Genomic DNA, 13,054 nt, shown 5'->3' with positions numbered 1-13,054 from the left:
TCCTCCTGTTTCAGAAAAGCTCCGTATTCTGCGCCACGGCTTCCATCAGATCCTTCATCATGTCGACCGAGTCCTGAAAACTGCGGCGGTATTCATCAATGATCTTCGGGTCAATGTCCTTGGAAACTGCCATGATCTTCCGGTCGGTGTCAAAGGCGGCAAACATCAGATCTCCCCGGAAGCTCATCCGCAGCGCCCGAGCGCCCACGGCCCTCTGCAGCTGCTGCTTCCAGCTTTCCGGTGCCAGATCAAACTCGCCGGGCAGGGCAAAGGGCTCCGGAGCCATCGGCCTGCGCATCCGGCACACCAGAAACAACCCCTTGAAGATCGTTTTGGAGCAGGTGCGGGTGTTGTGCGGGTCGTCGGGCATGGGGTCGCGCACCTCCCAGACGTGGATGAGGGAAGCGTTGTGCATGGCAAAGGGAATGCCCTGATAGCTGCCCTCGTAGCTGCCGTGGGCACTGGCCAATTCCCATTCCTCCGGGAAAAGCCCGGAACGCCGCGCCAGTTCATCGCTCATGGGCCACTGCTTGTGCTCCGGCTGCGGGCCAAAGGCCTTGTGCAGTGCGGCCATAAAACCATCCCCCAGCTGTCCGAGGATCAGGGAACTTTGCATGGCGTGGATCAGCTGGATCAAAAAGACCGCTGCTACGATCACAAGCATCACGATGGTGCAGCCCGCCGTGAAGCTTTCAAGCAGGATGCCGGCCAGAACGCCCAGCACGGCACCTGCAATGCAGCCGTAGGCGCAGAGGTTTGCCAGATGCCCGTAAAACAGGATGCGGCGGGAAAGCTCTTCATCCGGCATTTTTTCCTGCGGGGCACGGTTCCGTGTCCTCATACTGTATCACTCCCATCAGCACCCGACGGTGCTGCTCACCTTCTTGCCCATCTTGTCGGCCTTATCGTAGCCGTTGTACTCCGGGACAAAGAAGGTCTTTGCCATGGCGTTGTTGTAACTGGTGTCCCAGTAGATCACGGTCCACATGTAGGCATCCATCTCATCGTTCCAGATGTAGCCCCGCATGGTGGCGATACGGTTGGAAGCGTTGCTCTCGTCCACTACCTCCCACGAGGTATCGGGCCACTGACCACCGTACAGCTGCTGGAAATCATACTCCAGATATTCCTCTGCATAGTCCAGAACAAAGTCGTCATCAGAGCCGGTATAGTCCAGATATTCATTGGTGATCCTGCGGCAGACCGCAAAACCGCAGTCGTCCCATTCGGGGTTTGCCACCACAAGGGCATCCTCCAGAACATCCAGCACATAATACTCATAGGGGTAGTAGGTCTGCACATGAACGGTCTTGTCCTTGACATGCATCCGGTTGCCTTTGTCGGTAAAGGTCAGGTCGTGACCGGATGCATAGACGCTGAGTGCCAGCGACATGGTCAGCAGTGCAGCTGCAAACAGCCCCAGCGTGCGTTTCATCGTGTTTTTCATAGAATTGCCTCCTTTTTTAATAAATGGTTTTTGCTCCGGTCATGCCGGAACGGATCGAAAGGCCCCAGTCTCCGGGTCCCAACAGAACAACAGTTCCAGCGTTCCATCTTCCTGTGAAAAGCGGAGCAGGACATCGCTGCTGCCGTCGCCGTTCCGGTCTGCGGTCTCCATGCCGAGGTAGCGCTGTTCTGCATTCTCCACAGGGGCAGGGTAGACTAGCTCTGCCAGCAGCACCTGACTTTCGGTGTCATGGTAGAGGGTCGTGTCCCCGGTGTGGACGCAGGCGCAGAAGGGGATGGTCTCTCCGTCCTGCACCAACGTGCCGGAGTCGTTGATGATGCCCCATGTGCGCCAGTCGCTTCCGGCAATGTCTTCCTCCGGTGGATCATCCGACGGCACTGCCGGAGCCGGGAGGATGGCCCACCCCAGCAGCAGGATCAGAAATGCCGCCAGCAGAACGCCGATTTGTTTTTTCATCGTTCACCACCTGTTGTTGAAGAGCAGGTCGGTGCCGTTCAGGCTCAGGGTGCTTACGTCTTCTCCCACATCGCCCGGATGCTCATTCGGGATCAGCACAGCAGTGTCCTCGGTTCCGTCGTCCCAGAAAAGGCTTACGGTATCGCCGTCCACCATCCACTGACCGGTATACACGCTGTCGGCATCAAAGCCGTAAACGCCGTCCCCCAGATCCTTCTGGCCATGCAGGATGAAGCCATGGTTGGGGTAGAAGTTGAGGTACAGGTGCTCTTCGTCCATCCGCCACTGCCGGTACATCAGCACGCAGGCGTTGTGCAGGTCCTCGTCATCGGTGTAGTCGGAGCGGATGTAGTAGCTTTCAAAGGAGCTTGCATTTCCGATAAGGAACGCTCTGCCGTCCTCGATGATCTCCACGCTGTTGAAGACATTCTCATCCATATGAAGGCTCAGGAAAGGCACATCGTCCGGGCCGACGTCAAAGCCCTCAAAGTTGTAGGAGCATCCCAGCATGGGGTAGGCGGTGTAGGTGTCCTCGGTGGAGCCGTACTCGGTGTGCATCTCCACCGTGCCGTCGGACGCAATGTGGTACCAGTTTTCCGAGGTGTAGTCCCCCCGCTCGTACCAGATCCAGTCGTCCAGCGCTTCCCGCTGCTCATCGCTCAGCTCAGCCGCAGAGGTCGCGTCCGAGGTCTCCTCAGAATACGGGGCTTCCTCCGATTCTGAGCTGGGGGAGGGCTCTGCCGCGCCTCCTCCACAGGCAGAAAGGCTGATGCTCAGCGCCAGCAGAAGGCTCAGAACAGCCGCTGTTTTTCTCCATTTCATCTTGTTTTTCTCCTTTCCTGTTTTGATCTGCAAAGTGTTTTCCCGGCAGTGGAGCAGCCGAGAAAAAAGGCCCATGTCCGCATCGCAGGGGTGCCGGACATGGGCCTCGCTGTTTTAAAAAACGGAAAAGCATTTGACCCAAGCCGTTTCCGCTGCGGCAAAGAGAACCTTCCTTTTGCTCTGCGGGGAGCGGGTCCTCTTTGCCGGGATCTATCAGCAGGTTCTCTTCACATCCGTCCTGAGTTTTCCGGTGCAGATCTGCAGCTGCCCCATCACTGCTGCGGTGCCGCAGCCTGTTTCCAGACCCGGATCACGCGGTACTTCGTGACCTTCTGTTCCGGGTGGAACGCGCCGTTCTCAGCCGTCAGCAGGCCCTGTTCGGTGCACCACTGGGCGGCCTTTGCAGTCTCCGTATCTGCCGTGTCCGCAAAGGCGGGCAGTGCAGCGGGTTCCGGCCTTCCGGCGTTCTGCCACAGCAGCAGGGCCAGCTCGCCGCGGGTCGCGGGGATCGCCGTGCCCTCAGGCAGCAGGTCTTTCAGGATGGCGCGGGTGGCCAGTTCGTAGACGCCGAAGCCTGCAGCACCCACCACAGCAGCGCCGCCTGCCACGGCCAGCACTGCGCCGAACCCGGAGCCGTCTCCGCCGTCGACCACCGTTTCGTCCGGGACAGGGGCGGGGCCAGGCTCAGGACCCTCGCCGATCCACTGCCAGTGGGCATAGAGGGTGATATTTTCTGTGATCGGCTCCAGACGCTGATCTTGATAGTAATAGGACTGATTCTCCACCGGCTCACCGCCGACAGCTGCAGTGTACCAGCCAACGAACTCATAGCCTTCCCGTTTCGGGCCCATGCCGGGGTCCACAGAGATCGACAGACCTTCGCCGCGGCCTCCAGTTTGAGTGGGAAAACTCACCCGATCGTGGGCGTTATTCCATTCGCCGCCGCTGATCCAGTCCCAGTTTGTGCCGCCGTTGAGGTCGAAGGTAACGGTGTAGTGCGTGGCAGCAGGATCATCGGTGGTGATCTCAAAATAAACCGCATCGTCAGGCCGCGTCCAGCTGCCGCCCGTCACTTGCGTCCATGCGCCGTCCGTTGCCGTGCGGTACCAGAAGTTGGGCGCGTTCACAGTCAGTTTGTTCAGGGCAATCGTCTCGTTATTGGCGGAATCCAGCTTTAGGGTGCCGCTTTTAAATATCACTTCGCCGTTGTCAATGCAGGTTGTGGCGCTCACCGAAAGGCTGCCGCCGTCCACTTCCGACCTGCCGTTCAGGCCGCTGGTTGCTCCGGTGATGGTCACCACGCCGCCCTCATAGACCGTGACACCGCTGTCGCTGACGGCTGTGCCGGTCTCGTCAATTTCCAGCGTGCCATAAACTTTTGCACCGCCGCCGGAAACTGCTTTGTCAGCTTTCTCAATGACCAATTTACCAGTGCTTTGAATCGTGGCACCACCACTTGTGATACCGAAATCCACATTGCGGATCGTTACATTTCCGGAAATATCTGCGCCCGCATAGGAAATGCCATATCCAAATGCGTCCAATGTGATATCAGCACCTGCCGCTACATTGATCGTCTTTGTACCACAAAGCCCGGCGTACAATTCTTTCTGCCCATCGGTCAGTGTAAGTGTACTGTTTCCGTCAACAGTTATCTGCTCCCCGAATGGGTTGACTGCATTGTCTGTGGCTGAGATGTCTCCACTCAGGGTCAGCGTCCGGGTGACAGCATCATAACTTGCCTTGCCATCGTCCAGAATATTCGTTGCGTTGGCCGAGGTTACCCTCTTTCCATTCACAGCAAGTTCATAATCTGTCACGTCCGCCGCGAATGCAGCCGCAGGCAGCGTGGTCAGAGTCATGGCCGCTGCCAGAAAAGCACTGAGCAGCCGCAGCTTTGGGGTGTGCCGGAGTTCATTTGTCATAAAAACATCCTCCTTCCGCCGTTCCGCTGCCCTGTGCACTGCTTTTTTCAGTCTGCATCCGGGCGCAGAAAAACCGGCCTGTTATTCCTCTAATAAAAGAGTACAACGGGCCGGTGAAAAAAGCTATTAACCTGAGGTTAGTATTTTTTGGCGAACAATTCTGCCAGCTGGGCACGCTTCGTGCGCACCCCGCCGCCAATGCCCAGCTTGGAATAAAGCTGGTTGGTGTACTGCTTCACCGTTCCTTCCGAAAGGAACATCTTGGCAGCGATCTCTTTGTTGGTGCAGCGGTCTGCAATAAGCCTTGCCAGTGTAAGCTCCCGCTCTGTCAGCCGGGCGGCAGCTTCGGGCAGGGCCTCGCTGTGGTTCAATGCCCGGCAGCGTTCCTCCTGCGCTGCACCCAGAGCAAGGATGCGCCGGACAGCATCGGAATGGGGCCCTTCCTGCGCTGCTTCCAGCAGAGGTTTCAGATCCCGGAAATTTTCTGCAAAGGGCATGATAAAGCCGTCCGGGGCGGCCTGCGCCAGAGCCTGCTGGAGCAGGCCGAGGCCTTCGTCCTGTCGGCCCAGCCGGGCATAGGCTGCCGCCATCTGGATCCGCAGATGCAGGGCCACAAGGTCATAGTGAAGGGCTTCGCACAGGGTCAGCAGCCCCGGGCTGCGGCCCAGCACCCGGGCCCATTCTCCCTGTGCCAGATAGACCTGATTTTCGATCAGCCCGATCATGGGTTTGCCGGGAGCGAGGGTGTTTACGGTATTCATGCGGTGGGCGGCGTACACCTCCGGGATGCTGCCTGTCTGCCCCCGCAGGGCGTAGTAATAGGCGCAGATGGCGTTGAACAGATTGCGCCATGACATATTGTGCTGCCGGAGCATCTCTTCCCGCCGTACTTCCAGCGGGACCCGGGGCGTGTAGGGCCCGCAGAGGGACAGCCGCCACGCCAGAAAATCACAGCAGAGGGTCATGTTGGTCTGACCGTTGCCCTCGATCTGTGCATAGGCACGCTCCAACAGGATCTGCGCGTCGTCGAACCGCCCCTGCTGCAGATCTGCCTCTGCCCGCATGATGGTCTCCGCCCCCATGCCGTGCCCATTGGTGATCTTATAATAGTGGGGCATACATTCATCCATCTCCGCCAGCTCCCGGTCCAGCTGACCGGGCTGACGGTGGAACATCATCAGCACCGAGGGAGAACCGAAGGTCCACCCACCGCTGTTCTGGATGCTGATAGCCGGGTGGGACATCTGCGCACTGGCGCTGCGGTGCAGGCGGCTCATGGCAGAGATATCGTTGTACATGAGAAAGCTCAGGATCAGGTCGCACTCTCCCAGAAGGCTGCCTTTTTCTTCCTGAGACCACTCCGGATGTTCTGCCACCGTGGTCAGCAGGAGCTGCTTCAGCTCCATCATTTTCGGGATCTGCCGCCAGTTGAACATACAGCGCATCAGCACCAGAATGGCAAAGGGGTGCCGCTTGAGCGTTTCCACCGGGCAGCGTCCCAGCCGTTCCAGCAGCTCTGCCGGGTCAAGGGTGGACAGCAGGATCCCGGCATCCCGTTCGATGACCTGCAGCGCTGCATCGTAGTCCTTGCACGCTTCGTAGGCGGTCAGGGCATGGAGATACTGCTGCTTTGCCTCATACCACGCCCCGTACCGTTCCCGGCAGGCATCCTGTTTTTCCGGCGTCAGCCGGGCAAACAGCCGCATGGCGCACTCCTTGAGCATGTGATGGAACCGGAAGGCCTTTCCGTCCGGCAGGCGGGTCACAAAGGCATTCTGCTCGGTCAGGGTCAGCAGGATCTCCTCTGCGTCCGGCATTTCGGTCACGACCCGTGCCATTTCCACCGTGAACTCATCCGCAAGCCCCATTATGGCAAGGAACTCCCGCTTTTGGGGCGGCAGGTTTTCCAGCATCGCCGCCGTGAACATGGAATAGATATCGACATCCTCGCTCAGCAGGATGCCCCGCTCGGCTAAGGAGTGCAGATTCAGGTATATGGCAGAAAACCACCCCTCACAGGAGCGCAGAAGGCTTTCCACCTGTGCCTCGGTCAGGTCCATGCCGCAGCGGTGGGCGTAGTGGGCAAGCTCGGTATGGTTGAGCCGCAGCTGCTCCCTGCCAATGCGGTGCAGACGGTGCCCCAGCCGGAGGATCTCTTCCTTGGGCAGGAAGTTGTTCCGGCTTGCCACGATCAGGTGAATGTTCGCCGGCAGGCGGTTTGCCAGCCCGCACAGGAACTTTGCCGCTTTTTCGTCCTTTAACAGGTGGAAATCATCCAGAAACAGGTAGCAGGGCGTGTCTCCTGCCAGCACGGCGCACAGGTCATCCATCAACTGGGCGGCGCTGCTGGCATCTTCGGGGTATTCGCAGCCCGCCAGTGCTGTCAGCCCTGCTGCCGCAAAGGCGTTCTGAACACTTTTCCAGAAGATGAAGCGATTGTCGGAATAGATATTCACCCGCAGGATGACGGCCGCTTCCGTCTGCCTGCGCTGGTTCAAAAACCAGTTGACCGCCGTGGTCTTGCCGTAGCCCATGGGAGCTACCACCGCCGTCAGTGCGCTGACCGAAACAGGGCGCAGGGTCTCCTGCACCCGCTCCGAAATATAGATCGCGTTCAAGTCTGTTTTCCGCATCGTTTTTGCTCCTTCTCACCATCCGGAGGCTCTGTGATTCACTGCATCAAGTATAACATAACTGCAGAAAAGCTGCATCCTGTTTTTCTTTGACGGATCATGCCGCATCCAGCAGCTCTTCGGGGTCTTCGATCGCTTCCTCGATCACCTCTTCCTCCGGTGTGGGCTCGTCCCCAGCGTCGAACCGTCCGATCAGGCTGCGGATCGTGTCACGGATAAAGAGCAGATCGTTGTCCAGATCGGCATCGGCATTCATCAGCTGCTGGACCATTTCGGGTTTGTCCGTGATAATGTCGTCTACGCCAAGGCTCAGCAGATCGCTGGCGTCTTCCTGACGGTTGACCGTCCATGCAGAGATGGTTTTGCCGCGCAGGTGGATCTGCTGGACCATGCCGGGGGTGATGAAGGTGGACTCCACGCTGAAAAAGTCTGCGGCGGGCAGGTCGTAATAGCTGCCCACGCCCAAAGCAAGGATATAGCCGGTCTGGATCTCCGGGGCAAGCTCCTTGACCTTGCAAAGGGTATCGTAGCTTTGCGAGGTGATCACGCAGTCATGCTCAAAGCCCTTTTCATAGATGATCCGGACGGTCTCTGCCTCCAGCTCAGGTGTGGCCGCATTGGGCTTTATCTCAATGTTCAGCTGGATCCTGCCCCTGCATTGCTCCAGAACTTCTTCCAGCGTGGGGATCCGGGTGCCGGTGTATTTCTGGCCGAACCAGCGCCCGGCGTCCAGTCTCCGCACTTCATCATAAGTCAGGTCATAAATGTTTTCGTTCCGGCCGGCACAGCGGCGCAGGTTGGCGTCGTGCGTCACCATCACAATACCGTCCTTTGTCATCTGGACGTCCAGCTCAGCGCGCTCACAGCCGTGGTCAATGGCAAGCTGGAAGGCGGGCAGGGTGTTTTCCGGTGCGGCGGCGGAATAGCCGCGGTGTGCCGTAACGATCGGCACAGTGCCGCCCAGCATGGAGCGCAGCGCATCGTCCTCCGGCAGAACAAAGTAGCAGGCGGCAAGCACGAAGGTGAGCAAAGTGGCACCGGCAATGGCGGCGGTCAGAAGCAACCTGCCATTGGAGCGGCAGGGTCTGCGGTCCGGGTCTGCCTCCGCTTCAAACGGTAAGTTATCCCGCAGGCGGTCATAGAGCGCGGTAATAACCGTGCACTGTGCAAGGGTGATGGTGCAGTCGATGAGAAACTGGAAGAAGGGAAGCTCAATGGTCAGCGCGGCACGGGACAGTGCAAACATGGCCTGCGTGCTCTGCATCCCGATGCCGATGATAATGCCGTACAGCGGCAGCGCGACGGCTGCAGTCAGCAGCAGAGAACGCAGCAGGGCCGAAACATTCCACCGCAGCAGCAGAAGAAATGTGCGAAGAATGCGCGTGCGGACATAGCCGACGCTTTCACGAACCGATTGCCACAGGCTTTTGTGCTCCAGAAGGAACAGCGGCAGCACCAGGACCCAGCTGATCAGGAGAACCAGAAGTGCGGCGCAGAGGGCCAGATAAAGCAGGTGATACCGGCTGTTGGCACGAATGACGCCCATGATATATTCCGGCACTGCAAGCTGAGTGATATAATTCACGGCAAGGAAAAAATTGGTGAAAGGGATCAGCGTGGCGCTGTAGACCAGAATGAGCCAGTTCTGCGGTAGAAAGGCATGACAGGCGTCCAGCAGGGAGGTGCACAGCAGTGCAGGCAGGCGGATGCTCTCGCCCTTGCGGGCAAGGTCCAGTCCATGCAGCAGGACGGAACATTCAAACAGCGACCAGAAGGCCGTCAGAACGGCGATGAGAACGATACAGCCGATAATGGCAGGGGAGGTAAAAATATCCGAAGCATTGCTGTTGCTCAAATAGTGCATGGGAGCGAACCGCAGCGTCAGGGACCAGACCTGCTGCATCAGGGAAACGAACAACAGGTTTGTGGCAAGCTTGCAGAGGATGAGAATGGAGAAAAGTGCAGCTTCGGCGCGGTGCATCAGGGAAAAGACGGAGCGCCGCAGGACAGAATAGGTCTGATTTGCAGTGCGGAACGAAATGAACAGATCTTTCAATTTAGCAGAACCTTCTTCTTATAATTTGCGGGACAGCCGGTCGCAGAGCGTTGGAACGGGCTATCCTGTGAAAATTTTTTACATGATCGGCAGAAGCAGACCGGAAAACAGCAGACATCCTGCGCCGTGCAGCCGGGGGCTGCCGCCTGAGAAAACAAAGCATCCGGCTGAGCCAGCCGGAAAAACTCTGCAAATATAATATAAATATAGTGTAACATATCTTTCTTTAAAATAAAATGTGGCAGAGACAAACGAAATCAACAAAAATGCAGGAAAAAATTTGGCAGGCACCGTACATGGCCCGGAACTGTAGAAGAAGGAGACTCTGGCAGAGGAACGCAGAATCGTTAAAAAATTATATAACGGGGTGTGACGGATGTTGATTTGCATGGACTTTTATAGAAGCTCTTGCATTTTTATGGAAAATTCAGTATAATAAAACCAATTTTGAAAGCTCACACAGACAACCAGGAGGTCTTACCATGGCTTCAAAGATCAATAAGGGAGAAATCCTCGCCAAGTTTTTCGATGACGGGGAATACACTGCGCTGTTTGCTGATGGTGCAGTGAGCGCTGCCTGCGGCTATGCTGCAGGTCAGCAGGCTTACGCTGTTTATCAGAATGGCGAAGCTGTTACCGTAAAGGATGTTGAAAAGAACATCAAGGTTCTGGAAATGGCAGCACAGACTGGCTGCCCGGTCGTCACCTTCTACAACTCCGTTGGCGCAAAGCTGGCTGAGGGTCTGGACGTGCTGACCGCCAGTGCAAAGCTGAATGCGCAGATCGCAAAGGTTTCCGGCGTGATCCCGCAGGTGGCTGTTGTTCTGGGTGTCTGCGGCGGCACCAGCGCACTGAGCGCAGCCAATGCAGATGTCTGCATCATGGCTGAGGGCGCAGAGCTGTTCTTCACCGCTCCGTTCACCTCTGCCGCCAAGGGCGACAAGGTGGCCGATGCCGGTACCGCCGCCGCCGCTGCAAAGGCTGGCGTGGCTGCTATCGTGGAGTCCACTGCTGCGGAAGCTGCCGAGAAGGCTGCTCACATCGTGGGCCTGCTGCCGGCCAACAACCTGACCGGCCCTGCGATCTTTGAGTTCGAGCAGCCCACTGCTGTTCTGGCTGCTGGTGCAGAGCCTGCAAAGGCTGCTGCCGCTGTGGTCGATAAGGACAGCGCCGTGGAGCTGTATGCAGGCTTTGGCAAGTCTGTCTATACCGCATTTGCAACCGTGGGCGGCAACGCTGTGGGTGTTGTGGCCACCGGCAAGAACCTGTGCCACAACTGCGTAGCCAAGGCTTCCCGTTTTGTGCGCCTGTGCGATGCTTTCAGCGTGCCGGTGATCACCATTGTGGATACCGAGGGCTTCGTGCCCAGCGCTACCGATGACATTGCAGGCGGCATCCGCGAGGCTGCCCGTCTGGCTGCCACCTATGCCGACGCTACCACTGCAAAGGTGGCTGTGCTGGCAGGCAAGGCTGTGGGCCCTGTCTACACCGCACTGGCCGCTGCTGATCTGCGCATTGCTGTGACCGGCTGCACTGTCAGCGCGCTGGAACCCAGTGCTGCTGTCAGCGTACTGTACAAGGAAGAGATCGATGCTTCCGACAACATCATTGCAGCCACCAACGCAAAGGCTGCTGCCTACACCGCTGAGGTGTGCAGCGCAGCAAATGCGGTTGCCTGCGGTGCTGCTGACCTGACCTGCGATGCAGCGAATGTCCGTGCAAGCGTGGTTGCTGCACTGGAGCTGCTGAGCACCAAGCGTGCTGCCCGCCTGCCCAAGAAGCACGGCAACATGGCCCTGTAATCGTCTGTATAAATCTTTAGATACGATTTTGATTTGGAGGATCCTTCCATGAAGTACTACAATATTACCGTCAATGGCGTTGCTTACAGCGTCTCCGTGGAGGAGACTGCCGCTGGTGCTGCTCCCGTTGCTGCTGCAGCTCCTGCCGCACCCGCTGCTCCTAAGGCTGCTCCGGCTCCCGCCGCTGCACCCAAGGCTGCCGCAGGCGCTGCCGGTGCTGTTGCCGTCAAGGCTCCCATGCCCGGCAACATTCTGGATGTCAAGGTCAAGGCCGGTGCATCCGTCAAGGCCGGCGATGTGCTGGTGATCCTGGAGGCTATGAAGATGGAGAACGAGATCGTTGCTCCGCAGGACGGCACTGTGGCTTCCATCAACGTCAACAAGGGCGACACCGTCAACTCCGGTGACGTTCTGGTTTCCATGAACTAAGGGAGAGGTGACAATCATGGCCAAAAAGCCGATCAAGGTTACCGAGGTCGTCCTGCGCGATGCCCACCAGTCTCTGCTGGCAACCCGCATGACCATGGATGAGATGCGTCCCATCCTGCCGGAAATGGATAAGATCAACTACTTCTCCGTGGAGTGCTGGGGCGGCGCTACGTTCGACAGCTGCATCCGCTTCCTGGACGAAGATCCCTGGGACCGCCTGCGCATCCTGCGCAAGGAACTGCCTCACCAGAAGCTGCAGATGCTGTTCCGCGGCCAGAACATGCTGGGCTATCGTCCCTACGCAGATGACGCCGTTGAGTACTTTGTGCAGAAGTCTGTTGCAAACGGCATCGATGTCATCCGCATCTTTGATGCACTGAACGATCCGCGCAACCTGCAGACTGCTATCAAGGCAGCCAACAAGGAAGGCGCTCATGTGCAGGGCTGCATCAGCTACACCCTGAGCCCCGTGCACAACAACGAGTACTTTGCAGCCTACGCCAAGACTCTGGAGGAGATGGGTGCAAACTCCATCTGCATCAAGGATATGGCCGGTCTGCTGACTCCCTATACCTGCTACGATCTGGTCAAGAAGCTGAAGGAGACCGTCAGCATCCCTGTTGACATCCACAGCCACTACACCGCAGGTCTGGCTTCCATGTCCATCCTGAAGGGCATCGAGGCAGGTGCCGACATCATCGATACCGCCATGAGCCCCTTGAGCCTGGGCACCAGCCACATGCCCACCGAGAGTCTGGTCGCTGCCCTGCAGGGTACCGATTATGACACCGGTCTGGATCTGAAGCAGTTGAACGTTGTCCGCGCATACTTTGCAAAGCTGCGCGAAAAGTACATCGCCAACGGCCAGATCAGCCCCAAGAGTCTGGGCGTTGATGCCAACACCCTGCTGTATCAGGTGCCGGGCGGCATGTTCTCCAACATGCTCAAGCAGCTGAAGGATGCCGGCAAGGAAGACAAGCTGGATGAAGTGCTGGCTGAGATCCCCCGTGTCCGCGAGGATGCAGGCTATCCGCCGCTGGTCACTCCCACCAGCCAGATCGTTGGTACGCAGGCTGTGTTCAATGTCATCCTTGGTGAGCGCTACAAGATGGTCACCAAGGAGTTCAAGGGTCTGGTCCATGGCGACTACGGCAAGACTCCCGCTCCCATCAAGCCGGAGTTCACCAAGAAGATCCTGGGCGACGAGCAGCCCATCACCTGCCGCTTTGCCGATACGCTTGCTCCCGAAATGGACAAGCTGAAGGCGGAAGCTGCCAAGTGGGCAACGCAGGAAGAGGATGTGCTGACCTACGCAATGTTCCCGCAGGTGGCACCCAAGTTCTTCGACAAGCGCAATGCCAAGAAGCAGGGCGTTGATGGCGATCATGTGGACTACGCCAATCAGTCTCACCCCGTCTAAGTAACGGTATTTTAAGGGCTTCCCGCTGTGAGCGGGAGGCCCT

10 protein-coding genes are annotated in these 13,054 nt (G+C 57.9%); 3 read left to right on the top strand and 7 right to left on the bottom strand.

Features of this window, described 5'->3' with window-relative positions; translation table 11 throughout:
- Nucleotides 1-10 precede the first annotated feature (10 nt).
- The 7 genes from MTP37_RS07430 to MTP37_RS07400 form a co-directional block, all read right to left on the bottom strand.
- A complete protein-coding gene (locus MTP37_RS07430; RefSeq protein ID WP_249236708.1) occupies nt 11-841 on the bottom strand; it encodes a hypothetical protein in 831 nt (276 codons plus the stop codon).
- 15 nt (nt 842-856) lie between these two features.
- A complete protein-coding gene (locus MTP37_RS07425; RefSeq protein ID WP_249236707.1) occupies nt 857-1,447 on the bottom strand; it encodes a hypothetical protein in 591 nt (196 codons plus the stop codon).
- Nucleotides 1,448-1,486: 39 nt separating this feature from the next.
- Nucleotides 1,487-1,924, bottom strand: coding sequence for a hypothetical protein (locus tag MTP37_RS07420; protein ID WP_249236706.1), 438 nt, complete (start codon nt 1,922-1,924; stop codon nt 1,487-1,489).
- Between the two features lie 3 nt (nt 1,925-1,927).
- Complete coding sequence (locus MTP37_RS07415) at nt 1,928-2,746, bottom strand: hypothetical protein (protein WP_249236705.1); 819 nt, start codon at nt 2,744-2,746, stop codon at nt 1,928-1,930.
- Nucleotides 2,747-3,018: 272 nt separating this feature from the next.
- Nucleotides 3,019-4,671, bottom strand: a complete 1,653-nt coding sequence (locus tag MTP37_RS07410) for an InlB B-repeat-containing protein (protein ID WP_249236704.1) — start codon at nt 4,669-4,671, stop codon at nt 3,019-3,021.
- 137 nt (nt 4,672-4,808) lie between these two features.
- Nucleotides 4,809-7,304, bottom strand: a complete 2,496-nt coding sequence (locus MTP37_RS07405) for a LuxR C-terminal-related transcriptional regulator (protein ID WP_249236703.1) — start codon at nt 7,302-7,304, stop codon at nt 4,809-4,811.
- Nucleotides 7,305-7,401: 97 nt separating this feature from the next.
- Nucleotides 7,402-9,360: a glycerophosphodiester phosphodiesterase gene (locus MTP37_RS07400; RefSeq protein WP_249236702.1), complete on the bottom strand. Its 1,959-nt coding sequence runs from the start codon at nt 9,358-9,360 to the stop codon at nt 7,402-7,404.
- A 482-nt stretch (nt 9,361-9,842) separates the two neighbouring features.
- On the opposite strand from MTP37_RS07400, the gene MTP37_RS07395 reads away from it, so the two are divergent.
- Genes MTP37_RS07395 through MTP37_RS07385 form a run of 3 tightly spaced genes read left to right on the top strand, consistent with a single transcriptional unit; the run spans nt 9,843 to nt 13,011 of the window.
- Nucleotides 9,843-11,162: a carboxyl transferase domain-containing protein gene (locus MTP37_RS07395; RefSeq protein ID WP_249236701.1), complete on the top strand. Its 1,320-nt coding sequence runs from the start codon at nt 9,843-9,845 to the stop codon at nt 11,160-11,162.
- Nucleotides 11,163-11,210: 48 nt separating this feature from the next.
- A complete protein-coding gene (locus MTP37_RS07390; RefSeq protein WP_005940233.1) occupies nt 11,211-11,591 on the top strand; it encodes a biotin/lipoyl-containing protein in 381 nt (126 codons plus the stop codon).
- A 16-nt stretch (nt 11,592-11,607) separates the two neighbouring features.
- Entirely contained in the window at nt 11,608-13,011 is a 1,404-nt protein-coding gene (locus tag MTP37_RS07385; protein WP_249236700.1) for an oxaloacetate decarboxylase subunit alpha, read from the top strand.
- The last annotated feature ends 43 nt before the right edge of the window (nt 13,012-13,054 follow it).

It is taken from the genome of Faecalibacterium sp. HTF-F, from assembly GCF_023347535.1.
Lineage (GTDB): Bacteria > Bacillota > Clostridia > Oscillospirales > Ruminococcaceae > Faecalibacterium > Faecalibacterium wellingii.
Note: the sequence above shows the minus strand (reverse complement) of the source record. Positions and strands in the feature narration are given on the sequence as shown.